This is a genomic window from Ruegeria sp. B1, assembly GCF_056535885.1.
Map to the genome: position 1 here is coordinate 194,598 of NZ_JBQFJA010000001.1, position 25,266 is coordinate 219,863.

Below are 25,266 nucleotides of genomic sequence, written 5' to 3' on the forward strand. Positions count from 1 at the left end.
CTTTGTCACCCATAAGGTCAGATACACCGACCGCCATCGACTTCCAGCGCCGCACCGGTAATCATGCTGGCCTCGTCCGAGCACAAGAAACAAGCGGCGTTGGCCATGTCTTCCGGTGTCGAAAACCGCCCCAACGGGATGGTGGACAGGAACTTGGCGCGGATTTCAGGCGTATCTTCCCCCATAAAAGACTTGAGCAGGGGTGTTTCGCCCGCCACAGGGCAAATCGCGTTAACGCGCACACCGGACGGGGCCAATTCCACGGCCATCGTCTTGGTTGCGGTGATCATCCAGCCCTTGGAGGCGTTGTACCAGTTAAGGCTCGGGCGCGGTGACAGGCCGGCTGTTGAGGCAACATTCAGAATCGCTCCGCTCGCCTGGGACTTCATATGCGGCACGACGGAACGGGCGGTCAGGTAGACCGACTTCATGTTCACGGCAAAAACGCGGTCAAAATCCGCTTCGCTCACCTCCTCCAAGGGGGTTGGCAAATGGGTAACACCTGCATTGTTCACCAGAACATCCAGAACCCCAAACCTGTCAAACGCCGCATCCGACATGGCCTGAACAGAGCCACCGTCCGACACATCGACTTCTTGGGCGCAGGCATTCTCTCCAAGCTGCTGTGCCAGATCACTTGCCGCTGTACCATTGATATCGGCGATCATGACACGTGCGCCCTCGGTCAGGAGTTTTTGCACGATCCCCGCCCCAAAGCCGGACGCACCGCCTGTCACAATCGCGGTTTTTCCATCCAACCTCATGACCTTGCCTCCCTGCACTCGTTTAAAGGCAGAGTAACAAGGCCTTGCAAAGTTACCAGATCAATCTTCGGACACCTTGCCGCGCAACGCTTTGACGTCCGAGCGCGCCTTTTTCGCGGCCAACCGACGTTTGACCGAGCCATAGGTCGGCTTCGTCGCAATGCGACGTTTGGGTTTGACGAGGGCCCGGGTGATCAGTTCAGTCAGCCGGTTGCGGGCAATGTCTCGGTTTCGGGACTGTGATCGGGTTTCTTCGCACTGAATGATAATCGCGCCATCCTTGGTCCAACGCCGCCCGGCCAGACGTTTTAAGCGCGTCTTGACCGGATCCGGTAGTGAGGGTGAACGTGCAGCCTCAAACCGGAGTTCAACAGCCGTCGACACTTTGTTGACGTTTTGCCCGCCGGGACCGGACGAGCGAACAAAGCTCTCGGTCAACTCCCAGTCTTGCAGGATGATATCGTCGGTGATGCGCAGCATGAGCGCGACCTTACAAGCGGTGCGCGAAAACAAAAAGGGCCGCCCCGGCGGGACGGCCCTTCGAAAGTTCAGGAGGTCGGGTCGGTTAGATCAATCGACCAGCCGGAGCGCGCGCTCCGCCAAGGGCTGCCTTAACAGGCGATCCCCCCGGTTGTTCCGACACCTCTCTCCAATCTCTTTCTCGACACTGGATCACCTCCTTTTCTATCTGTTGCGGTTAGCATTGAGCGTGGCACAAGTTGTGCCAATCTCAAAGCACTTTTTACGACGGTTGCACCGTAAGGCGTGCAACGATCACCTTGAACGGTATCAGGGCGACCATGGCTATTGACAGTTTCACCAGCCAGTCTGCGAAAGCCAGCGTCACCCACAGCGGTGCCATAGGTTCGGTCAACATGAACGGAACCGGTTCCCACGCCCAGCTGATCGCGGCATCGGCATTGGCACCGAAAATCGCAACCGAGGCGGAAAACGCGATGGTAAAGAACAGCGCGGTATCCAGCGCCGAGCCAACCAGTGTCGAGACAAGCGGCGCGCGCCACCACCGACCCCCGCGCAGAGAATTGAACACGGTGACATCTACGAGCTGTGCAATCAGAAACGCAGTACCCGACGCAACGGCAATGCGCAGCGGTACGGCGGCATAGGTGAACCCATCACCCTGCAGCATGATCTGGCTGCCGATCAGCGAGCAGACTATTCCGGTGATGAACCCGGCGAATACAACCTTACGGGCCGTTGCCACGCCATAGACACGGTTCATGATGTCGGTGACCAAAAAGGCCAGCGGATAGGTGAAAGCACCCCAGGTCAGCAGCCCGTCAAAGATCAGGAACTGAACCAGAATGTTCGAGGCCACAACAATGGAGGCCATGGCAATAATGCCGGGGATATAGGCGCGTTGCATATTTTGATGCCCGTTTTGACAAGGTAGCGGCGACTTGGCCCCGGGTTCATCCCAGGGCAGGCCGTGCGTTTAGACCTTTGCCGCAGCCCTGTCAATCGGGCAGCAGGTATTCCACCAGTTCCGTCCGCTGCAACGCCAGAAAGTTGTCATCCGAGATCATGGTCGCCCGCAAGCGACCCAGATCGTCGCGCCAGATCGACAGACCTTCGAGGTTGTCATGAGCGCCGGTGCCGGTCTCGAACAGGATCTCTTCGGCCACTGGATCATCCCCGTCGATCCGCCACCGCCGCAAGCGCGAGCGGAACCCCGTCAGGGAGACACTACGCTCCAACACATAGAACCGTCCTTCCGGCCCGAAATCGGCGGCCACCGGCAGGAATCCGTCCCGTTGCGGCAGAACAAACGGCGTGGACCATGAACGGCCATTCCAGCGATAGACTGGGATGTCGCCGTGTGCAGTTCGGCTTTTCTCGGTAAGAGTATAAAGCCAACCCTGATCATCGATTGCCAGTGCCTCGAACGACCCGTTGCGGTCGAGCTCGTCAAACGCGGCTGGACGCGGCAACACACGCGCCTTGGTGCCGGGGGCAGGGTAATACGCCACGCGATGGACACCTTCGAAAGAGATGAAAAAGTCGCCCTCCGGAGTGACAGCGAGCCCCTCGGAATCTCCGGCATGGCCCGGCATGATGCGGCCGGTGCTCGACAGCAAAGGCCAATGGCCGACGATCCGGATATCCGTTATCCGATCCCCGTCCCGATCGATGCGCGCGGTCACCAGAACGGACCGGTCGCTTACCGCGATCATATGGCGCCCGTTCTCCGAGACATGAAGGGCCGAGAACCCGCCGAACCATTCCGCATTGTGCCGCCAGACAAAACTGTCCAGTTGGCTCGCCGTTTTAACAACGACCGCCCAGACCGACCCGGCCAGCAGCAGCGCCGCAATCAGTTGGATTGCAAAACCGCGGCGCATTGCTGGGGCAAATCCGCCAAAACATATTCCCGGCGCTTCTTGGGTGGCGGTGCATTCGGGTCGGGCGGCGGTGGGTTCAGAATGTTCTGCACCCATTGCTGCGCCTCGGCGCAGCCGTCACCCTTCGGCGGTGGGTCCTGATTGATGCATCCGCGCGATCCGCGCGGACAGTTCAGCCGCACATGGAAGTGATAGTGGTGCCCCCACCAGGGTCTGATCTTGCGCAGATAGGCCCGGTTGCCGGTCTCATCATTGCACATCTGCACTTTGGCACCCGGAAACACAAAGATGCGCGCCACGCGTTTGTCCTTGGCCGCCTCGCGCAGAACAGCGTGGTGCTGCTTGGTCCAGTTACTGTTCACAAAGGCCCCGTTGGACCGGCGCAGGGAAATCGACGAGAGATTCTCGCGCGCCTTGCGGGACAGGCGCATGTTGTCGCCCGGCAGCATCCAGATGTCGATATCCAGGCCCAACTGGTGGCTGCGATGCCCGGATGTCATCGGCCCGCCGCGCGGTTGGCTGATGTCTCCGACATAAAGACCATTCCAGCCGGGTTGTTTGGCCGCGAATTTGCTGAGGTCCTGCACGTAGTCGATGGCGACGGGGTGTCCCCAATTGCGGTTGCGCGACAGGCGCATCGCCTGCCAGGTCGGCCCGGTTTCAGGCAACTGCACCGACCCCGCGGCACAGCCGCGCGAATAGCTGCCGAAAGCTGCCGGCTTTTGCTGTGAGCTTTGCTTTTGCGCCCCGAACAATTGCTTGGCCAGGGGTTGTGCCCCTGCTGCGCTTGCAAGTGTCATTGCCGCAAATAGTGCCAAAAATCGTAGTAAAATCATCTGCTCTGATCCCCTTCCGGTCTGACCCAGCGCATCAGGACTAGACCCAGAATAAACAACAGAATGATGGGTGACACCCCCAGACGTGCACTGCCGGTCGCAGTTGTTGCAATCCCGATCAACAACGGGGCGGCAAAGGCGGTGGCGCGGCCCGACAACCCGTAGAGTCCAAAGCTCTCAACCGGGGTTGCAGGATCGGTATGGCGCACCATCAAGGATCGGCTGCAGGACTGCAGAATGCCGCCCATGCCGCCGATCAGAACACCGCAGCCAAAAAACACCAGATCCGGCAGCCCGGATCCTTCGGGTAGCGATATACCGTATATCTGCGTCCGATCCATCGAAACGACGGTCAGACAGACAAAGATCAGCACCCAGATGGCCACCAGAATGACCGGTTTGGGGCCGTATCTTTTGTCCATTTTGCCGCCGATCCACGCAAAGATTGCCGAGGCCAGCACACTGACGATTCCGAAAACACCGATCTTGATCAGATCCCATTCCAGGACCAGTCGCGCGTAAACACCCCCGAAACTATAAAGCCCGTTCAAGGCGTCTCGGTAGAACATCGATGATCCAAGGTAAGTGGCCAGGCTGATCCGATGACGCAAGTCGGACACCGACTTGCCCAACAGGCGCAACGCCTCGCCAACGCTGCCGTGCTTTGCGGTATTTGGATCGTCACGCACCCAGAGGAAATAAGGGACCATGAAGAGAATGAACCAAACGGCCGTGAAGGGGCCAACAAAGCGCGTCCCCTGCTGTTGCGACGCATCCAGACCAAAGATCGGGTCGATCCCGATTAAGGTTTTCCCGCTGGGTTGTTCAACAAAAAGGGTCAGCATGATCGCAAGCGAGATCAGGCCGCCTGAATAGCCAAAGGCAAATCCCGACCCGGATATCTCGCCGACCTCGTCGTCATCTCCCAGATCCGGCAGTTGCGAATTGATAAAGATCAGCGCGTATTCCGCGCCCACAAATCCAAGGCCAAATGCCGAAAGCATCAGCCACATGTTCGAGCCATCCGGAAGCGTGAACCACAACGCGGCAGAGCCCACCGCGTACATCACAGAAAACGCAAAAATCCAAGGAATGCGGCGGCCGGACACATCCGCCATGGCCCCCAGCAACGGCGCCCCAAAGGCGATGATCAGGCCGGTGATGGTCAAGCAATTTGCCCAGACCGTCTGTGCCTGCGCGGCGGCGGCCTCGGCGTCCAACCCGGTGTTTGCGTAGTATCCGGCGGCCACGCCGGCGAAATAGGGGCCAAAGACAAATGTGACCAGCAGGGTATGCAGAGGCTGGCTGGCCCAGTCGAAAAACCACCATCCCCAGATGCGCTTGCGCTTGGAAATCTCTGCCATGCCTGCCCCTTGACGTCTTTGCCTCATAAGACGGACCTTTGGTGCGTTTCGCAAGCTTTCAATTGGCCCAGACTTGCTCTTTCACGCGGGGGCGCTTAGGTCTCGGAAGATGTGAAAACGGAGTTCCCATGCTGTCGCTGATCCAAATCCTGCTGCTGATCCTGGACATAGTCTGGTTCATCATCCTCGTTCATGTGATCATGAGCTGGCTGATCAACTTTCAGGTGCTCAACCTGCATCAACAGCTGGTCGCGCAAATCTGGTATGGGCTGAACCGTCTGCTGGAACCGATCTACGGCCCGATCCGCCGCATCCTGCCCGCCATGGGCGGGATCGACCTGACCCCGCTGGTGGTGCTGATCGGCGTGTACGCCTTGCGGATTATTCTGGTCAACAACATGGTCTATTTCGTCTGACCTCTTGTTCACTGAATCTTAGTATGTGATGGTCCTGTCTTGAGAGCAGCTAAACCATAAAACAGGGCCACCCCGCACATGTTCGACGCCGCACCTTTGCTGCGAGATGTTTTTGGATTCGACGATTTCCGCCCCGGGCAGGAAGAGGTGGTCGATGCCGTGACGGCGGGTGAAAACGTTCTGGCCATTATGCCGACCGGTGGCGGCAAATCGCTATGCTATCAACTGCCCGCCCTGCTGCGGGAGGGTGTGACTGTGGTGATTTCGCCGCTGATTGCCCTGATGCGTGATCAGGTCCGTGCCTTGCAAGAGGCCGGTGTCGAGGCTGGCGCATTGACCTCTGGTAATACGCCCGAAGAAACCGACGCCGTATGGGAGGCGCTGGAGGCCGGACGGCTCAAGCTGCTGTACATGGCCCCCGAGCGTCTCGCTGCCGGATCTGCGCTGGGGATGTTGCGCCGGATCAACGTCAGCCTGATTGCCGTGGACGAGGCGCATTGCGTCAGCCAATGGGGCCACGATTTCCGCCCCGACTACCTGCGGATCGGAGAATTGCGGCGCGCGCTGAACGTGCCCTTGGCCGCCTTTACCGCGACGGCGGATGCCGAAACACAAGATGAAATTGTCGAGAAGCTGTTCGACGGCATCGAACCGCGCAAATTTCTGCGCGGCTTCGACCGGCCGAACATACATCTGGCTTTCGCCGCCAAGGACGGACCACGCAAGCAAATCCTCGACTTCGCCGCAGCCCGCAAGGGGCAGTCGGGCATTGTCTTTTGCGGCACCCGAAGCAAGACCGAGGCGCTGGCCCAGGCCTTGCGCGCCGATGGCCATACCGCCTGCCATTATCACGGCGGGATGGAGGCCGAGGATCGCCGCATCGTCGAGACCCGCTTTGCCCGCGAGGATGGCCTGATCGTGGTCGCCACTGTGGCCTTTGGCATGGGCATCGACAAGCCCGACATCCGCTGGGTTGCCCATGCCGATCTGCCCAAGTCAATCGAGGCCTATTATCAGGAAATCGGAAGGGCCGGGCGCGATGGAGCGCCCGCCGAAACCCTGACGTTGTTTGGACCGGATGACATACGTCTGCGACGTTCGCAAATCGACGAAGGGCTGGCCCCGCCGGAACGCCGTATGGCCGATCATGCGCGCCTGAACGCGCTGCTCGGCCTGGCCGAGGCATTGCACTGCCGCCGTCAGACCCTGCTGGGATACTTTGGCGAGCAGGCACAGCCCTGCGGCAAGTGCGACCTGTGCGATACCCCGCCCGAGGTATTCGATGGCACAACACCGGTCCGCATGGCCTTGTCCGCAATTCTGCGCACCGAGGAATGGTTCGGCGCCGGGCACCTGATCGATATCCTACTGGGGAACGAAACCGACAAAATCCGCGCGCGGCGTCATGATGCCCTGCCCACTTACGGCATCGGGAAAGAGTGGTCGCGTCCGCAGTGGCAGTCGATTTTCCGGCAAATGATGGGCCACGATCTGGTGCGCCCCGATCCCGAACGCCATGGTGCACTGCGCATGACAGAGGCCGCCAAACCGATACTGAAAGGTGAGGAACAAATCACTCTGCGCAAGGACACGATCCGCGAAGCCACGCGCAGACCAGCCGTCAGGGCCATGGTGGCCGAAGAGGACGCCCCGCTGCTGTCAGCACTCAAAGCCAAACGCCGCGCACTGGCCGAGGCCGCCCGAGTCCCGGCCTATGTGATCTTTCCGGATCGCACCCTGATCGAAATGGCCGAAACCCGTCCGGCCACGCTGGACGAAATGGCGCGTATCGGCGGCGTGGGCGCAAAAAAGCTGGAACGTTACGGCGACGCGTTTCTCGAGGTGGTTGCCGGCCCGGTCACTGCGGTTCATCCGGTTCGACGTAAGCTCGCCGGGCGAGAACAGGGCGCGATTTACGATCAGTTGCTGGCAGTTCAAAATCAGCTCTCGCGTGGTTCGGATGGGATCGACAAACCGCTGACATGTTCCGCGTCACAGCTGGCAAAGGTTGCCGAGTTGCGGAATGGCGATGTGCAGGCCCTGGAACGTCTGTTGGGGGAACGCCGCGCGGAAAGATTTGGCGCAGCGTTTCTGGACGTGCTGCAGGGCGCAGACTAGATACGGGTCTGACAGGCAAGGAACGAGGGGCGGATATGCTGGTTGTGATTTCCCCGGCCAAGAGGCTGGACTGGGCAGAACGGGACATCGCGGTCACGCAACCCGATTTTCAAGACGACGCGATCCGGTTGTCCAAAACGGCCCGCAATCTGACGCTTGGCGATCTGAAGAAACTGATGAGCCTCAGCGACGATCTGGCCCGTCTGAACCGGGATCGATACAGTGTGTTTTCCGACACACCGGACCCCAACATGACCCGTCCGGCCGCCCTTGCCTTTGCGGGCGATACCTATCAGGGGCTCGAGGCTTCGTCACTGGATGCAGAAGAGATGGCTTGGGCGCAGAATCGCCTGCGCATTCTGTCCGGTCTCTATGGTGTTCTACGCCCGCTCGACGCCATTCAGGCCTACCGGCTTGAGATGGGCAGCAGGTTGAAAACTCGCCGCGGCAAAAACCTGTATGAGTACTGGCGCGATCAGCTGAGCAAGGCGCTGAACACACAGGCCGAAGAAGTCAAAAGCGATGTTTTGGTGAATTGTGCCAGCCAGGAATACTTTGGCGCAGTCGACCTCAAAGCCTTGAAGCTGCGCGTGATCACGCCGGTCTTCATGGAAGACAAAGGTAGCGCACCCAAGATCGTCAGCTTTTTTGCCAAAAGGGCGCGGGGTGCGATGGCAAGGTACATCATTCAGCGCCGGCTGACCAATCCCAAAGGTCTGTTGGAGTTTGACAGCGGCGGTTACGCCTATCGGTCAGACCTGTCGGACGAAGACAAACCGGTCTTCGTGCGGCCCAATCAGGCCTGATCCAGCATCGAGCGGTCATACGCGACCAGTTCGACGGTGTTCCCCTCAGGGTCTGGGGTGAAAATCCCGCGCCATCCGATCCATCCGAATTCCTCAACCCGGTAAGGTTGCCCGATCTTTTCATACCAGCGCATCACCGCGCCCTGTTCGCTGAACGGCAGGGACAGCGCGATATGGTGCAATGCCGACCCACCGCCTGTCACCGGTCGGTCCGCACCCGTCGGGTGTAAACCCGGTCGTGCGGAGGCGTTGTGATGGAACAGCGCGAGCACTTGCGTGTGCCCGCCAAATCCTTCTGCAATGCGAAAGAAGGTGATGGCACTGTTATGGTGGCCACTGAGTCGTTCCAACCCGATCACGCGTTCATAGAAGTCCACCATTGCGCCCATGTCCGCGCATCGAATTGCAATTTCACCCAACGCACGGGGACGAAAACCTCGATCATGTGTCATGAGCGAATCCTAGTCACCTTGGGCAGGTTCAGCAATCACAGGCAGGGCCTGCTCGGGGTGGTAGCTCAAAACCATCTGATGAATATGTTTCTTGTGCAGGGGCTTGGTCAGATAATGGTCCAGCCCTGCCGACAGAACGCCCTGATCATCACCATCCATGGCATGGGCGGTCAGAGCAACAATTGGCACGTGCCGTTTGGTTTCGATCTCGCGCCGCCGGATTTCTGCGGTTGCCTGCTTTCCATCCATTTTTGGCATAGAAATATCCATGAAGATCAGGTCCGGATCAAATTCAAGATAGGCCTCGACTGCCTCGAGTCCATTGGCCGCAAAGCGCAGATCGATGTTCAGATCCTTGACCATCTTCTTCAGGATCAGCTGATTAGTTTTGTTGTCTTCCGCCGCAAGTATCCGCATCCGTCTTTGATCCTGGGTCGGACGCGCGGGCTGAGCCGATTTTGCACCGGAGTTGCCGACTGCGCCCCGGGTTTCCGTGACACTAAGGAGCGTCATCAGCCGCGCAAACAGTTCCGACCGGGGGACGGGTTTTTGCAAAACGCCCTTGATCAGATGTCGGTTGGGGTTGGCATGAATGACTGCGGGGTTGGCGGACATCGCGACAACGGGCAGGTCGCCCCAACCCTCGTCATTGAGAGCCGCCGCCAGCTCAAATGCGTCCATATCCGGCAAGTCGTGTTCGCATAACAGCAGGTCCACCGTATCTTTCAGCGCCGACAGCACCTCGGCACCCGAGGCACATACCGTCACCTCCACCCCGAGGAGGTCCAACTGCTTGGCCAGAATGGCACGGTTCACTGCGACGTGCTCGGCCACCATCACATGTTTGTGGTGCCCAGCCAGATCGGGTGCAGCGGGTTGCTGGCCTTCGACGGTCGGCAGGGAAAAGCGAAACCCGAAACACGATCCCTGCCCCAGCTCGCTTTCGACCCAAACCGCACCTCCCATCATGTTGATCAGACGTTTTGTAATCGCCAATCCCAGACCGGTGCCTTCGAACTGCCGATTGCGCTCATCCTCAACCTGATTGAATTCCCCAAAGATGTGTCCGATCTTATCGGCTTCGATGCCAATACCGGTGTCTTCGATCGCTACGTGAATATCGCAGCTTTGGGTTTCGGCATGCGGCACCCCGGTAACCCGGATCAGAACATGGCCTGAATCCGTGAACTTCACGGCATTGCCGACAAGGTTGGTGAGAACCTGCCGCACCCGACCGGGATCGCCGACAAACAGCGTGGGCAGGAACAGATCGTAATCAACCAGCAGGGACAGCCCCTTGTCGCGTACGCTGGGTTGAAGCAGCATCGCCACCTCAAGGATACAGCGTTCCAGATCGAATTGCTCAGGATGCAGGATCAGCTTGTCCGCCTCGATCTTGGAGTAGTCCAGAACGTCGTTGATGATGACAAGCAGCGCCTCACCGGAATTGCGGATCGTGTTGACGTAGAGCCTTTGGTCTTCGTCGAGAGATGTTTCGGTCAATAACTCGGTCATGCCGACAATACCGTTCATCGGCGTGCGAATCTCGTGGCTCATATTGGCCAGAAATGCGGACTTGGCCCGGTTCGCCGCCTCAGCCCGATCCCGGGCGGCCTGTAATTCGGCCTCGTGCCGGACAGATGCCGTGATGTTGAGCGCCAGGCTCACCATGTCCCCACCGTGCCCGCGCTGATCGACCAGTCTGATGTAATGGCCATTCCAGAGTTGGATCACCACCGGCGGAGGATTGACGCGCCGCCATCTGGCCTGCATTTTGGCGATCCACTCTCCTGCGGGCTCGGATCCGATGTCTACAATCCCTTCGGTCGTCAGCAATTCGAGAATACGCCGATAGGAAACTCCCGTTACAACTTCATCCAATCCTTCAAAAACACTCAAATATGCCGTGTTGGCACTGATCAGGCGGCTGTCACCGTCGAAGAAGGCAAAACCGTCCTGAATGGTCTGGATCGAATGCCAAAGTCGGCGTTCGGCAACTTCGATCTTGGCATTGGCGACGGTCAGGTCGGATTTGACCTTTTCATTCTCATCCCGAACCGTCTCGACCTCGGCCTGGGTTTCGCCAATCTGCTTGGTCAGCGCCATCGCGTGGCGGCCCAGTTTACGGTTCGCCTCCGACAATTCAGCCTGTTTCAGCGCAAGCAACCGTTCAGCCGCCAGACGCGCGCGTCGTTCCTGAGCCAGTTTGTTTGTAACACTCATTCAGAGATCCTGACACAACCCGCACCCAGCATCCCGACAGACCGTGAAAAAGTGTTTAAGCCGTTGCAAACTGCACAAATGGCATGCGAGGCTTGCGACAAAGAGGAGGCCGTTATGCACCGCTTTGTTTCATTTATTCTTACACTTCTTTTGCCGCTTATTGTTCAGCCTGCCGCTGGCTTTGCCCAAGCTCCCGCCCCAGAGTTTCGCTATGTGACGACCCGGGACGCGGATTTTTACGGGTCGGATCTGGATGCGCTGTTTGACACGGACCTGAAGTCCTGCATTCAGGCATGCTCGGCCAACAACCGGTGTACTGCATTTACGTATAACACCCGGTCAAACGCCTGTTTCCCCAAAAGCGGTGTGAACAGGCAGGATGTGTACGAAGGCGCCCTGTCGGCGGAGAAGAGTCCGACGCCAGAACAGACCTTGAATCTGGCCGAAACGCGCGCGAAGGCACTGCCGGTCCTGCGGTCAACCGATCTAGAGAGCGCGGCGCAACAGGCCCGCGATCTGGGATTTGTCCACAACGCGGGCGGGCTGGACCTCGACGCAGTTCTGACTGCGGCCCGCAATGCGACCAACGTGACCCAGGCGATGCAGTGGACCGGTGTCGCCGTGTCGCTCAGCGACGCGCCCGACCTCTGGACGGAATACGCCCGGCTACTGCTGACCCTCAACCCGTCCGGTTGGAACGAAAAACGGGACCTGCGCAATCGCGCAGTGAACGCCGCCATCAATGGTTATCTGCGCGCCGACACGCCTGGTGTTCAGATTGCGGCCCTCATGACCCTCGCCGACGCATTGAAAGAGGTGGAACGCGGGCGCGACATGATCCCGGTCCTCAGACTGGCGGAACAAGTGCAGCCGCGCGAAGATGTCTTGGCCAAGCTGGATGACGCAATTGGCAAATACGGCTTCCGTGTCACAGACAGCACGGTCGAAAGCGACACGGCCCTGCCCCGCATCTGCGTCGCGTTTTCTGAACCACTGGTCAAAGCCGGAGTGGACTATGATCCGTTTGTGCAGCGCAGCGTTGACGGGTTAGTGGTGCAGGTCGAGGATGCGCAACTCTGTGTCGACGGGGTCGCACATGGTCAACGGTATCGCCTGACCCTGCGCGAAGGATTGCCCGCCGCCTCTGGCGAAGTTCTGAACCGCAGTGTCGAACTCATCCACTATGTGCGGGATCGCGCGCCTTCGGTCCGGTTTCCGGGACGCAGCTACATCCTTCCCAAATCCGCTGATGCGGCCCTGCCATCCGAGACGGTCAATGTCGCCGAGTTGGACCTGACGCTGCGGCGGGTCAGTGACCGAAACCTCCTTCGCGCCGTGCAGCAGGACTTTTTTGGCCGACCGCTCAGCGAGTGGCAGGAGCGCGAGTTTTCTGACGAAATCGCCGAAGAGATCTGGACCGGCAAGGCCGAAGTTCCCAATCAGTTGAATCAGACGATGACAACCCGCCTGCCCATGGCCAACGCCATCGCGGATCAGCCTGCGGGCATCTACACACTGACCGCGCGTGTTCCAGGGGCGGACCCCTATGACGATCCGGGGGCGACGCAATGGTTTGTACTCACCGATCTGGGACTGAGCGCGGCCCTTGGCACAGACGGGCTGCACGTCACCGTGCGCGGATTGCATGATGCTGCCCCGCGCGCGGGAATCGAGGTGTCGCTCATCTCCCAGGCCAACGCCGTGATTGCAAAAACCCAGACCGGCGCAGACGGATATGCGCAGTTTGAACCGGGCCTGACGCGCGGCACCGGAGCCAGCGCACCTGCATTGGTAACCGCGTCTGCGGCTGACGGTGACTTCAGCTTTCTGTCGCTGACCGATCCGGCCTTTGATCTCTCCGACCGCGGTGTCGAAGGACGTGCGCCCGCCGGGCCGATCGACGTTTTCCTGACCAGTGACCGGGGCGCGTACCGCGCCGGTGAGGTGATCCACCTTACTGCGTTGTCCAGAGATGGCGAGGCTCAAGCGATTGAAGGACTGCCGCTGACCGCCATTCTGTACCGGCCTGACGGCGTGGAATACCGCCGATCCGTCTCGGACGGAGGTGTCGCGGGAGGGCGTGTGTTCGCACTGCCGGTCGCAGTAGACGCGCCGCGCGGCGCATGGAAGATCGAGGTCAAATCAGACCCCAAAGGGGACGCGCTGGCCCGCCAGACTGTTCTGGTCGAGGACTTCCTGCCGGAACGGATCGATTTCGAGCTCTCTCTGCCCGATGCACCCCTGCGTCCGGGCGACAGCCCGCCTCTGAGCATCGACGCGCGGTATCTGTTTGGCGCGCCCGGCGCCGACTTGACCATCGAAGGGCAGGTCAGCTTGGCTCCGACCGAGACACTGGCCGGGTTCGACGGATACCGCTTTGGTCGCTATGACGCCGAGTTAGTCACCAAAAGCACCTATTTCGGAGACGCACGCACGGATGCAAACGGGCAGGCGTCAATTGCCATCGAAGTCCCTTTGCTGGAGACCGAAGGACGGCCTGCGGAGGCGGCGGTAACCGCGCGGTTGTCCGATGGATCCGGCCGCCCTGTCGAGCGTCGCCTGACCGTCCCCGTTGAACCGGCCCAAACTTTGATCGGCATCAAACCGATGTTCGATGAGGTGATCCCGGAAGGCACCGAGGCCGCATTCCAAATCGTGGGTCTGACCCGCGATCTGACCCCCGGCCCCATGCGCCTGCGCTGGACGCTGAACCGGGTCGAAACGCAGTATAAATGGTATCAGCTCTATGGAAACTGGAATTGGGAGCCGACAACGCGGCGCACCCGGGTTGCGACAGGCGAGGTTGATTTTGTATCCGACCCGCTGACGCTGACTCAGCCTGTCGGCTGGGGCCGGTATGAACTGGTGGTGCAAAGGGTGGATGGCCCGTACGCCGAAACAGCGGTCGATTTCTATGCAGGCTGGTACCAGTCCGCAGATACGTCGACGACTCCTGACAGGCTGGAGATGTCACTAGACCGCGACAGGTATCGCTTGGGCGATACCGCGCAGCTTCGGATTGTTCCGCGCATGGCGGGCGTGGCGCAGATTGACGTGTTGTCGAACCGGCTTATCCACCGGCAGATGATTGAGGTGCCGAAAGGCGAGACCGTGATCCCTATCGACGTCACACAAGAGTGGGGAACTGGGGCCTATGTGACCGCCACCGACACAGGACTTGATGGCCGTGTTCAGCGGACCCGTGCAAGTGGGTCCCAATGGCGAGGTCGAGATCGACATCCCCCTGCCCGCCTTCAACGGAACCGTGCGTCTGATGGCCGTGGCCTGGTCCCGTGCGGCGGTCGGTCAGGACGAAGCTGAGATGATCGTCCGCGATCCGGTCGTTGTAACTGCCAGCCTTCCGCGTTTTCTCTCGCCCGGCGATCAAAGTCGGATGTTACTGGAAATCGTGCACGCGGATGGCCCCGCCGGGGATATGGCGCTGGGGCTGGCAACCTCGTCTGAATTGGAACTCGGCGCAGTTCCCACAAGTTTTACACTCGAAGAAAACGGCAAAGCCGTGTTCGAGGTTCCGATCCGCGCCAATTTGGTCGGCGACCCGGAGATCGCCGTTTCCATCACAACGCCGGATGGCCGCGACCTGTCGCAGACCGTGCGGATGCCCGTGCGTGCGAATGATCCCGTTGTCGCTATGACACGGCGGTTTGCGCTGGGTGCGGGCGACAGTTTCCTGTTCTCGCAGGATGTGTTCGACGGCTATCGGCCCGGCACGGCCAAGGCGATCCTGTCCGCAGGTCCTCTGGCAAAGTTCGACACGCCGGGCCTGCTGGATCAGCTGAACCGATATCCCTATGGCTGCACCGAACAGATCACCAGCCAGGCTTTGCCGCTGTTGTATCTTTCCTCGGTCGCGCAGGCGACGGGGCTCGGGGATGGCCCCGCCGTGGATCAACGCATAAGCGTTTCCATCCGGAGTGTGCTGACACGCCAGTCGTCAAACGGGAGTTTTGGTCTCTGGCGTGCGGGCAACGGTGACTTTTGGCTGGACGCCTATGTCACCGATTTCCTGTCCCGCGCCCGCGCGCAGGGCTATACCGTACCGGATCGCGCCTTTGCTCAGGCGATGGACAACCTGCGCAACCGCATCAACTATGCCCCGGATTTCGACGCGGGCGGGCAGGACATCGCCTACGCCCTGATGGTTCTGGCGCGCGAAGGCGCGGCCTCGATGGGGGACTTGCGGTACTATGCGGACGTCAAAGGCGATGCATTTGACACGCCGCTGGCCGCAGCCCAGCTTGGGGCGGCCCTGACCGCATATGGCGATCAGAGACGCGCAGATGCGATGTTCGCCCGCGCGGCGCAATTGCTGGCCCAGCGCCCCGCCCAGAACCAGACCTACTGGCGGGCCGATTACGGCACTGACCTGCGGGACGCGGCTGGTTTGCTGACGCTGGCCGTGGATGCGGGTAGCGAGGTGATCAACCGGGACGCTCTTGTCCAAAGGGTCAGCTCCGGGCGATCCCATCTCTCCACACAAGAGGCGGCATGGTCCTTGCTCGCGGCGCATGCGCTGGTCTCAAACCCGACGCAAAGCGGACTTAAGGTGAACGGCGCGGCGGTTGATGGTCCCTTCGTGCAGGTTCTGGAAACCGGGCAAAACCAGGACCTGAATATCACCGCTACGGATGGCGGCCCGACCGATATCACGCTGACCGTCACAGGCATCCCCGAGGTCGCACCGGAAGCCGGTGGCACCGGATACGCGATTGAACGCCGCTACTACTCGCTGGAGGGGGACCCTCTGGACCTGCCCGATTTCGCGGTTGGTGACCGGTTTGTGACCGTTCTGACGGTTCGACCCTTCGAAAATGGCGGGGCGCGGCTGATGGTGGACGATCCGCTGGCAGCGGGGATCGAGATCGACAATCCCAGCCTGCTGCGTTCGGGCGACGTTCGGGCACTCGACTGGCTGGACCTGTCCGAGGCGACCCATACCGAGTTTCGCGCGGACCGGTTCCTGGCGGCGGTTGACCTGTCGGGTCGGCAGACTGTCACGCTGGCCTATGTGGCCCGCGCGGTCACACCCGGAGAGTTCCACCTGCCTGCGGCCTCGGTTGAGGACATGTACCGGCCTCAGAACCGGGCGCGCGCAAGTACTGGTCGCATAGTTGTCCGGTGATCGGCCTCCTGCCATATCTCGTTGCGGGGTACGACCATGCCTAGGAGCACGCGACTACTGTTGGCTTTGTCCGCGTTCCTGTACCTTGCAGCATTAGCACGGGATCGCGCGGAACTCTGGGTAGAAAACACGGAACTGCCACCACTGCTGACGGAGACCTCGGTCGAGATGCGGGACCGCACCGGGGCCTTGCTGCGCGCTGTCCCGGTTGAGGACGGCATTTGGCGCCTGCGGCCCGGCCCGGTCGATCCGGCCTTTATCAACATGCTGATCCGGTACGAGGACAAACGCTTCTGGTCCCATGGCGGCGTCGACCCTGTGGCGATGGTACGGGCAACGGCGCAAAGCCTGTGGAATGGGCGTGTTGTGTCGGGCGGATCCACACTCACCATGCAGGTCGCGCGCCTGATCGAGGATGGCCCAACCGGGCGCTGGAACGGGAAATTGCGCCAGATCGGGGTCGCATTGGCGCTGGAACACCGTCTGACCAAACAGCAGATTCTCGACCTGTACTTCATACACGCGCCTTATGGCGGAAATCTGGAAGGCATCCGCGCCGGAACCCGTGCCTGGTTTGGCAAGGACCCGGGACGACTGACACCGGCGCAGGCCGCACTTTTGGTTGCCCTGCCCCAGTCACCCGAGGCGCGGCGACCAGATCGCAGCCCTGATGCGGCGCGCAAAGCCCGCGACCGGGTTTTGTCGCGAATGCAACGGCACGGGGTACTGCCCGAACAGGAAACCCGCAGCGCACAGACCGAACCCGTGCCTGCGCGGATGCGATCGTTTCCACGACTGGCCCCACATCTGACGGACCGCGCGCAGGCCATGTACCCCGAGACCCGCACGCATGACCTGACGCTGGATGCCTCGCTACAGTCCCGGCTGGAACCTTTAGTTGCGCAGGCGGCAACCCGGATTGGCTCGCGCGTTTCGGGTGCACTGATCGTGGCCGACCATCACACAGGTGAAATTCTGGCCTCGGTCGGGTCCGCGGGATATCGCGACGCCAGACAAGGATTCGTGGACATGACCCGAGCGCTGCGATCACCGGGTTCGACACTGAAACCGCTGATCTATGGCCTCGCCTTTGATCAGGGGCTTGCGCACCCGGAAACGCTGATCAACGACAGCCCGGTGATGTTTGGCCGCTATGCCCCGCAAAACTTCGATGGTGCATTCAGGGGCGACGTCAGGGTGCGTGATGCATTGCAATTGTCGCTGAACATCCCCGTTGTGCGATTGACCCATGAACTGGGACCCGCCCGTGTGATGGCCGCCCTGCGTAGCGCAGGAACCGATCCGCGCCTATCGGGCGGCTCTCCCGGGCTTGCGATTTCATTGGGTGGAGTGGGTCTGAGCCTGCATGATCTGGTGCAACTCTACGCAACGCTGGCTGCTGGCGGACAAGGCCCGATCCTGTGGGACAGAGTTCTGGAGCCATCAGAGCAAACCGAGCGGATCCTGTCAGATGTCTCCGCATGGCAGGTCGCGGACATTCTCGCCGGAATTGTGCCGCCCTCTGGTGCACCCGCGCGAGGAATGGCCTACAAAACCGGCACCTCTTACGGGCACAGGGACGCCTGGGCCATTGGCTTTGACGGACAGCATGTCATCGGCATCTGGCTGGGCCGCGCGGATGGAACACCCGTACCGGGGGCTTTTGGCGGCGACATCGCCGCCCCGCTATTGTTCGAAGCGTTCGGCCATCTGAAACCCGATTTCACACCGCTCAGCGCACCACCACCCGCGACCCTGATTGTCGGTGCCGCGCAATTGCCCCCGCCACTGCAACGCTTCCGCCCGCGTGCTGCCGCATTCGAGGATGAAGACGAAGCACCTGACGTGCTGTTTCCGCCGGAAAACGCTGTCTTAGAGACGTTTGGGACGCCTTTGACGCTTAAACTGCGTGGCGGGGTTGGCCCCTTCTCGGTATTGGCAAATGGGACACCTGTCGTCACCGGTCAGCGCTACCGGGAATTCGAGATCCCCAATCCGGGACCCGGCTATACAGCGCTGGTTGTTGTGGATGCACATGGGCATTCAGATCAGGTGACTGTGCGGATTGACTGACCGGCGTCAGCGCCGACCCTCCCGCAACCAGCCGCCCAGCAAGAACCCACCGGCCAACAGCAGGACAAGCCAGGGCGGCAACAGACCCGCCTGGGTAACATCGCGTGTTTCATAGGCGTTGCGAGGTGTCAGACCAATCCACCCCCGGCCCGCTGCTGGCCGACCGGCGCGCACGTTGCGGATGGAGGGCAAACCATCTTCCAAACGCACCACACCGCCGCGCAATCCTGCAAGGACAGGCTCCAGTATGTCGCCGGTCGCTATGGTACGCTCAAACTCCCGAGGTGCCGCCGGGCCAAGGCCAATCACCGCAGTATGGTCGCCTTCCTGCAAGCGGTAGAGGCCGATTTCCGGCCCGAAATACCGCGCTTCAAACCGCCCCGGCGTCACTTCTTCCAGGGGGATATCCAGTGTTTCGCCATTCGGGCGTGTGACTGTCACCGGCCCGACGGTGTCTTCCAGTGTCTGGCGGATGATCCGCATGGATTGGCCGTTTGCTTCGGCCCAAAGGGTCTCTTCTTCAAGCTCGGGCTCTTTCATCATCCAGTGGGCCAGCCTGCGCAACAACTCCAGCTGCGGTCCGCCCCCTTCAAATCCCCGGCTCCAAAGCCATGCATGGTCCGAGGCAAGCATCGCCACCCGTCCTTCGCCCACCCGGTCGAGCACCAGCAGAGGACGTTCGTCCAGGCCGGTCATCAACACTTCGCCAGAACGGTGGTTTACATCGATCTGCCGCAGCCACGCGCCCCAGTCTTCGGAATCTCCGAGATTGGTGGTTACGGGATGTCTATGGCCCAGATCGCTAACCATCGGCACATAGCGTTCTTCCAGCACCCGTGCAGTGGGCTGTGCAGGCAGGATCGGTGCCAGAGGCGAGCGGAAAATGCTATCGGCCGAGGCAAAATCAGGACCCGCCGCAATCAGTACCGCACCGCCATCGTTGATGTAGCTGGTCACATTGTCCAGATAGATCGCTGGCAGAATGCCGCGTCGCTTGTAACGGTCAAAGATGATCAGGTCGAAATCGTTGATCTTTTCCAGAAACAACTCGCGGGTCGGGAAGGCGATCAGCGACAGTTCATCCACCGGCACGCCGTCCTGCTTTTCTGGCGGGCGCAGAATGGTGAAATGCACCAGATCAACGGAGCTGTCGGATTTCAGCAGGTTACGCCAGGTGCGCCCACCGGGATGCGGTTCGCCCGAAACCAGCAGCACGCGCAACCGATCGCGCACGCCGTTCATCTGGATCAGGGCGGTGTTGTTGCGATCGGTTAACTCACCCTCGGCCTGAGGGATGGTGAATTGAATGACGTTGCGCCCGCCATGCGGAAGTGTGACGGGAAGTTCGACGTCGATGCCGATGGGAATGCTAAAGCGTTCGGCTTCGCCACCATCAACCGAGATTTCTAAAGGCGCGGTTGTCGCGCCAGCGGTGGCGGCCCCGCTGTCCTCGACCCGCAGGGTCAGAGTGACCGGCTCATCAATAATGGCGAATGCCGGGGCATTGCGGACGATAAGTCTGCGGTCCCAGTCACTGTCGCGACCGGTCTGCAGCAGATGCATCGGCGCCGGCAGATCGGGAGCCTGATCGACGTCGTGGACGATGCCATCCGACACAACGAGAATGCCAGCGATGCGCGCACGGGGTTCTTCGGCCAGCGCGGCGTTCAGTGCCCCCATGACCTGTGTGCCTTCGTCCCCGTCGCTGTCGCCTACACGAATGCGCCGCAGATCGGTATTGTCGCGGGATTCGATCTCAACCGCCAGGTCTTCGGCCGCTTGCGCCGTTTGCTCTGCCCGGTCAGAGAGGGCCTGGCTGGCGCTTTCATCCTCGATCATCAGCACAATATCGGTCAACGGTGATCTATCCTCGACCTGATACACCGGGCCGGACAGGGCTGCGATGACCACCAGTGCCGCCAAACCGCGCAGTGCCCATCCCGACAGGCCGCGCCACAGTGCTAAAACAATGCCAGCCACGGCAACGGATGCCACGCCGACTAGAACCGGCCAGGGGATCAATGGATCAAAGATGACGGTTCCTGTCATTGTCCCAACCTGTCCAAAAGGGCGGGCACGTGGACCTGATCGGATTTGTAGTTCCCGGTCAGCACATGCATCACCAGATTGACGCCAAAGCGGTTGGCCAGCTCGCGTTGCCGCTCACCGGCATAGCCACGACCAACCGGCAGCAGCGCCTGACCGTTGCGATCAACCGCCCAGGCCCCGGCCCAGTCATTGCCACCGATCACCACCGGCGTCACATTGTCGTTGAGGTTGCGAAACGGCATCCCCTCGATCTGTTCTGCGTCCAACGGCGCGGATTCGACCCAGACCTCTGCCCCGCCGTAACGCCCCGGGAAATCCTGCAGCAGATAGAATGTGCGGGTCAGGACATGATCGCGGGGTATCGGCTCTAACGCGGGGATATTCAGCGGATCCGCCAGTTGCTGCAACTTGCGCCCATTGGGGCTGGACGCACCGAACCCGGCAATATCGGCATCGCGTGTGTCAAACAGGATCATACCGCCCGACCTCAGGTAGGCATTCAGTTTGGCGTAAGCCTCCGTCGAAGGTCGCGGCTGGCTCGGCGTTATCGGCCAATAGAGCAGCGGGAAGAACGCGAGCTCGTCCCGCTCCAAATCGACACCGATGGGTTCCGCAGGTTCGACCGACGTGCGATAGAACAGCGTCTGGGCCAGCCCGCGTAGCCCGGCCAGCGCAATATCGTCGACTTGTTGGTCGCCCGTAAGGACATGCGCCAGGACAAGCTCTTGCGTGGCTTCAAGCGCAAAAGCAGTGTCTTCGGGCGTTTGCGCCTGCGCGTGAGGAACAAGCAAGAAAGCACCCAATGCCATGGCTGCGGTGCGGGCCAGTCCCAATCGCCCCGACAAGGCCAGCGATGCGATCACGTCAACCGTCAAAAGGATCAGCGCCAGGCTCAACAGAATGCCGCCAAGCGGCGTTTCGGTGGTGACTTCCTGCCCCCTGATCGGAACATCGGAAGGCCAGTCAGCCGGGCTAAGAACCGCGTCCTCTGACAACACGTTCAGCGCCAATTTCTGTTTACCACTTTCGTATAGGCCCGGGCGCAGGTCCGGTCCGATCTGGCCGGAGATCAACTGCACGCCATCAACGCCCGCCAGGGTGCCTGCATCCGACAGTGTCCCGAACCCGTCCATCATCTGAACCGGCTCCCAGGTCGTGCCCTGCAATTGAGCTTCCTGTCGGGATTTTGCCGCCGACGCAACCGCGAGACGGTCCAACATCTCAACAAACAGACCGGACAGAGGCAGGCTGGACCATTCCGCGTCCGCAGTGACATGGAACAACACAACCTGCCCCAAGCCCAGCGCCTTGCGGGTGACCAAGGGCGTGCCATCCGATAGCGACGCAATGACCCGATCCGCCAGGTTAGGGTCCGGTTGTGCCATGACCTGGGTTGAAACCACCACATCATCGGGAATCTGCAAACCAAAGAACGGTGAGTCCTCGGGGAATGGAGCAAGTGTTTTTGCCTCGCCCCAACTCATTGCGCCGCCCACGGTGCGTCCGCCGCTGCGCAGACGCGCGGGCAAAAGCGTATCTTCTTCGTCCCGACCCAGATCGCTGGCCGCCATCCGTGGACCGGCAAAGCGTAACAAAAGGCCACCCTGTTCGACCCATTCGATCAGCCCGGCCTCTTCGGTATCCGACATCTGCGCCACGTCAGACAGGACAATCACGTCGGGGTTCGCAGGCAGAACGTCCAACAAGCCCCCATCCACGAAATCCGCGGTGGGGATCAGGACCTGTGTTAGGTAATGCAGGGGCGATAACAGCTCCAAGCCCTCGCGATTGACCGTTCCCGCAATCAGGGCAACCTCGCGTCGGCGCAGGCTGTCATCGGTCAGCGTGACGGCGCCAGCAGACCGCTGGCCCTGAATCTCAAACCGGGTGATCCGGGCGCGCAACTCGGACGGCAAGGCCAGTTCGATCTGCGCGTCCGTAGCACCGGCCTCAAAATTCAGTTCGGCAGATTGCAGAACACGCGCCGTGCCCGCCGGATCGCGGCCCTGCGCCAGAATTGTCACCGTATCCGCCGGTCCGGGTTCAGCCCGCAGGACGGTTAGCTGGATAACACCGTCATGATATGCAGCGGGCAATACTGCCATGGCTGGCGCCGGTGATTGGTACACCGTCACAGACCCACTGGATCGCAGAGTTGCAAGCAATTGATCATGGCCGGCATAGGCTAGCCGGTCGCTGAACCAATGGGTGTCAAATCCGCCGTCTACATCGTCTAGCGCGGTCATGACTTGTTCGATCTGCGCCTCGGTCGGTTGCCAGGGATTGGGCGTCAGGCCCGGCAAACGGCTGCGCCATGCCTCAGCTGCTTGAAACACCGGCGGTTCCGGCTCGCTGAGACGCAGGATCGACACAGGCCGCCCGGCACGCCCGGCCTCGGTCAACTGCGCATCGATCTGATCCAGTGTCGAAGACCAGCGCGTTGCTCCGGCCCAACTGGCATCCAGAACCAGCAGTAACGGCCCGGTCCCGGTCTGATCCCGTGACGGGTTCAGGACCGGCCCCGCCAATCCGATGATGATTGCGGCCGCTGCCAGCATCCGCAGCAACAGAAGCCACCAGGGTGTTCGGTCCGAGACGCTTTCGTCATCCTTGAGCCCCAGCAGCAAAGTGACCGCAGGGAACAACCTGCGGATCGGAGCTGGCGGCACGGCGCGCAGGATCAACCACAAGATCGGCAGGGTCAGAAGACCCAGCAGCACCCACGGCGCGGTAAAACCGATGCCCGCCAGAACCGTCATCGCATGCCCCCATCCAGCGCCCGATAGAGCCACAACAGAGCCGCCTGCGCGCTATCACCCGTGTGATGCAACCCCAGTTGCCATCCGGTCGCGCGGCAGAGTTGGGTCAGCGCATCCTTGCGCTGCGCCAGTCGCTCCAGATACCGGTCGCGCAGGTCCCCAGCCTTGAGCGTTTCGTGACGCAGCGACCCGCTGACGCTTTCGAAAATCGTGCGCCCGCGATAGGGAAAGGTCTCTTCTTTCGGGTCCAGCACCTGCAACACAACGCCTCGGACACCCCGGTCAGCCGCCTTGGTCAGAGCCAATTCAACCTCGTCCATGGGGCCCAAAAGTCCGAGATGAAAACGGCGCGTGCGTGTGGGATCATGGCGCGGTGTTCCGGCGGCGCATAGTCCGCCTGTTCATCCTCGGACCAGGCCTCGGCCAGCCGGATGATCTGGGCATTGCCGCGCCGGGGCGGCAATCGTGTACCCGTCAGGCCAACCCTTTCCCCGCCACGTACCAGCAGGATGGCAGTGGCAAGCCCCAACAGGCGTGCCCGATCCGCCTTGGTGGGCAAGGTCGTTTCAGACGCAAAGCGCATCGAGGCGCCCTGATCGACCCAAAGCATGATGGATTGCGCGATCTGCCATTCCCGTTCACGGACAAATTGCTGATCCCCCCGGGCAGAACGGCGATGATCGATCATGCGGCGGCTGTCACCGATCTGGGCCGGGCGATATTGCCAGAAATCGTCACCCATACCGGATCGTCGCCGACCGTGATCTCCCAACAAAACGGTCCCTGCCAGATGCTCGGCACGCGCCAAAAGCGGCGGTAACCGGGACGCCTCGGCTTCGGATCTTTCGCGAAGGGTCAGCGCCGCATTCACGCCGCGGCCTCGGTCCGGATCAGCCCGGCAGCGGTCGAATCGATAAGGTCGGCAAGACTGTCACCCCGCGCCCGCGCCGCGAAATTCAAGGCCATTCGATGGCTCAGCACAGGGCGCGCCATGTCCAGCACATCCTCGGCATTCGGTGCCAGCCGGCCTTGCAGCATTGCCCGAGCCCGTACAGTCATCATCAGGGCCTGCGCCGCCCTTGGACCGGGGCCCCAGGCGACCGTCTCTGCCACCCGGTCTGCCACACCCTGTTCCTCGGGGCGGAAGGCGCGGACCAGATCAAGGATCAACTCGACCACCGACTCTCCGACAGGCATCCGCCGCAGCAGAACCTGTGCCGCCAGCAACTCCTCCTTGGTAAAGATCTGGCTGGCCTCTTCTTCCTCAACCCCGGTTGTGGCAAGCAGAATGTCCCGTTCGGTCTGGCGGTCGGGGTAGTCCACATCGATCTGCACCAGGAACCGGTCCAATTGTGCCTCGGGCAACGGATAGGTACCTTCCTGTTCAATCGGGTTCTGCGTCGCCAGTACGTGAAACGGCACGCCCAGAGACCGGTCTTCGCCTGCCACCGTCACCGTGCGTTCCTGCATCGCCTGCAGCAGCGCCGACTGGGTCCGCGGGCTGGCGCGGTTGATCTCGTCCGCCATCAGCAACTGGCAGAATATCGGGCCGGGAATGAACCGGAAATGACGACTGCCATCATCCGCTGTATCCAGAACCTCTGATCCAAGAATATCCGCCGGCATCAGGTCGGGTGTGAACTGGATGCGGTTGCCATGCAGGCCCATCACCGTCGACAACGTTTCGACCAATCGCGTCTTGCCCAGACCCGGTAGACCGATCAGCAAGGCGTGTCCCCCGCACAGCAATGCGGTCAGCGTCAGGTCCACGACCCGTTCCTGTCCGATGAAGCGGCGGGTGATCGAGGATTTCGCCTCTTGCAGCTTGTTTTCCAGCGCTTCGATCTCGACAACGAGGTCGGTAGGTTCGGACATGACTTTCCCTTCCGTGGACTAATAT

Annotated in this window: 15 protein-coding genes and 2 pseudogenes; 5 read left to right on the forward strand and 12 right to left on the reverse strand. The window is 60.9% G+C overall.

Features of this window, described 5'->3' with window-relative positions; translation table 11 throughout:
• Nucleotides 1-17: 17 nt before the first annotated feature.
• From ACR3ES_RS01015 to ACR3ES_RS01040, 6 genes are all read right to left on the reverse strand, one after another.
• Nucleotides 18-764 (reverse strand): SDR family oxidoreductase, encoded by a 747-nt coding sequence (locus ACR3ES_RS01015; protein WP_170430789.1) that lies wholly within the window; start codon nucleotides 762-764, stop codon nucleotides 18-20.
• 60 nt (nucleotides 765-824) lie between these two features.
• On the reverse strand, nucleotides 825-1,244 hold the full coding sequence (gene arfB / locus ACR3ES_RS01020) for an alternative ribosome rescue aminoacyl-tRNA hydrolase ArfB (RefSeq protein WP_170430787.1): 420 nt from the start codon (nucleotides 1,242-1,244) through the stop codon (nucleotides 825-827).
• Nucleotides 1,245-1,506: 262 nt separating this feature from the next.
• Complete coding sequence (locus ACR3ES_RS01025; RefSeq protein ID WP_170430785.1) at nucleotides 1,507-2,151, reverse strand: queuosine precursor transporter; 645 nt, start codon at nucleotides 2,149-2,151, stop codon at nucleotides 1,507-1,509.
• 91 nt (nucleotides 2,152-2,242) lie between these two features.
• Nucleotides 2,243-3,127 (reverse strand): esterase-like activity of phytase family protein, encoded by an 885-nt coding sequence (locus tag ACR3ES_RS01030; RefSeq protein ID WP_170430783.1) that lies wholly within the window; start codon nucleotides 3,125-3,127, stop codon nucleotides 2,243-2,245.
• On the reverse strand, nucleotides 3,100-3,927 hold the full coding sequence (mepA, locus tag ACR3ES_RS01035; protein ID WP_480493507.1) for a penicillin-insensitive murein endopeptidase: 828 nt from the start codon (nucleotides 3,925-3,927) through the stop codon (nucleotides 3,100-3,102). The genes ACR3ES_RS01030 and mepA overlap by 28 nt, the downstream gene beginning before the upstream one ends.
• A gap of 32 nt (nucleotides 3,928-3,959) precedes the next feature.
• Nucleotides 3,960-5,327, reverse strand: coding sequence for an MFS transporter (locus ACR3ES_RS01040; protein WP_170430779.1), 1,368 nt, complete (start codon nucleotides 5,325-5,327; stop codon nucleotides 3,960-3,962).
• A 128-nt stretch (nucleotides 5,328-5,455) separates the two neighbouring features.
• On the opposite strand from ACR3ES_RS01040, the gene ACR3ES_RS01045 reads away from it, so the two are divergent.
• The 3 genes from ACR3ES_RS01045 (at nucleotide 5,456) to yaaA (ending at nucleotide 8,667) form a co-directional block, all read left to right on the forward strand.
• Nucleotides 5,456-5,743, forward strand: a complete 288-nt coding sequence (locus tag ACR3ES_RS01045) for a YggT family protein (RefSeq protein ID WP_170430777.1) — start codon at nucleotides 5,456-5,458, stop codon at nucleotides 5,741-5,743.
• 78 nt (nucleotides 5,744-5,821) lie between these two features.
• Nucleotides 5,822-7,861, forward strand: a complete 2,040-nt coding sequence (recQ, locus tag ACR3ES_RS01050) for a DNA helicase RecQ (RefSeq protein WP_170430775.1) — start codon at nucleotides 5,822-5,824, stop codon at nucleotides 7,859-7,861.
• A 35-nt stretch (nucleotides 7,862-7,896) separates the two neighbouring features.
• Nucleotides 7,897-8,667 carry a peroxide stress protein YaaA gene (yaaA, locus tag ACR3ES_RS01055; protein ID WP_170430773.1) on the forward strand — a complete coding sequence of 257 codons (771 nt, stop codon included), beginning with the start codon at nucleotides 7,897-7,899 and terminating at the stop codon, nucleotides 8,665-8,667.
• On the opposite strand, the gene ACR3ES_RS01060 is transcribed toward yaaA, so the two are convergent.
• Together ACR3ES_RS01060 and ACR3ES_RS01065 are read right to left on the reverse strand one after the other, a co-directional pair.
• Complete coding sequence (locus ACR3ES_RS01060; RefSeq protein WP_170430771.1) at nucleotides 8,658-9,119, reverse strand: VOC family protein; 462 nt, start codon at nucleotides 9,117-9,119, stop codon at nucleotides 8,658-8,660. The two genes, yaaA and ACR3ES_RS01060, sit on opposite strands and share 10 nt — an antisense overlap.
• A gap of 9 nt (nucleotides 9,120-9,128) precedes the next feature.
• Nucleotides 9,129-11,342, reverse strand: coding sequence for a response regulator (locus tag ACR3ES_RS01065; RefSeq protein WP_170430769.1), 2,214 nt, complete (start codon nucleotides 11,340-11,342; stop codon nucleotides 9,129-9,131).
• Nucleotides 11,343-11,456: 114 nt separating this feature from the next.
• Here ACR3ES_RS01065 and ACR3ES_RS01070 point away from each other — a divergent pair.
• Nucleotides 11,457-16,485: pseudogene (locus ACR3ES_RS01070) on the forward strand (alpha-2-macroglobulin family protein).
• Nucleotides 16,486-16,521: 36 nt separating this feature from the next.
• Complete coding sequence (gene pbpC, locus ACR3ES_RS01075) at nucleotides 16,522-18,558, forward strand: penicillin-binding protein 1C (RefSeq protein ID WP_170430765.1); 2,037 nt, start codon at nucleotides 16,522-16,524, stop codon at nucleotides 18,556-18,558.
• A 6-nt stretch (nucleotides 18,559-18,564) separates the two neighbouring features.
• On the opposite strand, the gene ACR3ES_RS01080 is transcribed toward pbpC, so the two are convergent.
• The 4 genes and pseudogenes from ACR3ES_RS01080 to ACR3ES_RS01095 all read right to left on the reverse strand — a co-directional run bounded on the left by ACR3ES_RS01080 (nucleotide 18,565) and on the right by ACR3ES_RS01095 (nucleotide 25,241).
• Entirely contained in the window at nucleotides 18,565-20,607 is a 2,043-nt protein-coding gene (locus tag ACR3ES_RS01080; RefSeq protein WP_480424650.1) for a hypothetical protein, read from the reverse strand.
• Nucleotides 20,604-23,366 (reverse strand): DUF4159 domain-containing protein, encoded by a 2,763-nt coding sequence (locus ACR3ES_RS01085; RefSeq protein ID WP_170430761.1) that lies wholly within the window; start codon nucleotides 23,364-23,366, stop codon nucleotides 20,604-20,606. The genes ACR3ES_RS01080 and ACR3ES_RS01085 overlap by 4 nt, the downstream gene beginning before the upstream one ends.
• Nucleotides 23,363-24,237, reverse strand: a pseudogene (locus ACR3ES_RS01090) (DUF58 domain-containing protein). Before ACR3ES_RS01090 ends, ACR3ES_RS01085 begins: the two are co-directional and overlap by 4 nt.
• Nucleotides 24,234-25,241: an AAA family ATPase gene (locus ACR3ES_RS01095; RefSeq protein ID WP_170430757.1), complete on the reverse strand. Its 1,008-nt coding sequence runs from the start codon at nucleotides 25,239-25,241 to the stop codon at nucleotides 24,234-24,236. Before ACR3ES_RS01095 ends, ACR3ES_RS01090 begins: the two are co-directional and overlap by 4 nt.
• Nucleotides 25,242-25,266 lie beyond the last annotated feature (25 nt).

Bases quoted from the DNA above. Each gene is read 5' to 3' on its own strand.
- ACR3ES_RS01015 (WP_170430789.1), bottom strand. From the start codon at position 764: ATGAGGTTGGATGGAAAAACCGCGATTGTGACAGGCGGTGCGTCCGGC.
- arfB (WP_170430787.1), bottom strand. From the start codon at position 1,244: ATGCTGCGCATCACCGACGATATCATCCTGCAAGACTGGGAGTTGACC.
- ACR3ES_RS01025 (WP_170430785.1), bottom strand. From the start codon at position 2,151: ATGCAACGCGCCTATATCCCCGGCATTATTGCCATGGCCTCCATTGTT.
- ACR3ES_RS01030 (WP_170430783.1), bottom strand. From the start codon at position 3,127: ATGCGCCGCGGTTTTGCAATCCAACTGATTGCGGCGCTGCTGCTGGCC.
- mepA (WP_480493507.1), bottom strand. From the start codon at position 3,927: ATGACACTTGCAAGCGCAGCAGGGGCACAACCCCTGGCCAAGCAATTG.
- ACR3ES_RS01040 (WP_170430779.1), bottom strand. From the start codon at position 5,327: ATGGCAGAGATTTCCAAGCGCAAGCGCATCTGGGGATGGTGGTTTTTC.
- ACR3ES_RS01045 (WP_170430777.1), top strand. From the start codon at position 5,456: ATGCTGTCGCTGATCCAAATCCTGCTGCTGATCCTGGACATAGTCTGG.
- recQ (WP_170430775.1), top strand. From the start codon at position 5,822: ATGTTCGACGCCGCACCTTTGCTGCGAGATGTTTTTGGATTCGACGAT.
- yaaA (WP_170430773.1), top strand. From the start codon at position 7,897: ATGCTGGTTGTGATTTCCCCGGCCAAGAGGCTGGACTGGGCAGAACGG.
- ACR3ES_RS01060 (WP_170430771.1), bottom strand. From the start codon at position 9,119: ATGACACATGATCGAGGTTTTCGTCCCCGTGCGTTGGGTGAAATTGCA.
- ACR3ES_RS01065 (WP_170430769.1), bottom strand. From the start codon at position 11,342: ATGAGTGTTACAAACAAACTGGCTCAGGAACGACGCGCGCGTCTGGCG.
- pbpC (WP_170430765.1), top strand. From the start codon at position 16,522: ATGCCTAGGAGCACGCGACTACTGTTGGCTTTGTCCGCGTTCCTGTAC.
- ACR3ES_RS01080 (WP_480424650.1), bottom strand. From the start codon at position 20,607: ATGACAGGAACCGTCATCTTTGATCCATTGATCCCCTGGCCGGTTCTA.
- ACR3ES_RS01085 (WP_170430761.1), bottom strand. From the start codon at position 23,366: ATGACGGTTCTGGCGGGCATCGGTTTTACCGCGCCGTGGGTGCTGCTG.
- ACR3ES_RS01095 (WP_170430757.1), bottom strand. From the start codon at position 25,241: ATGTCCGAACCTACCGACCTCGTTGTCGAGATCGAAGCGCTGGAAAAC.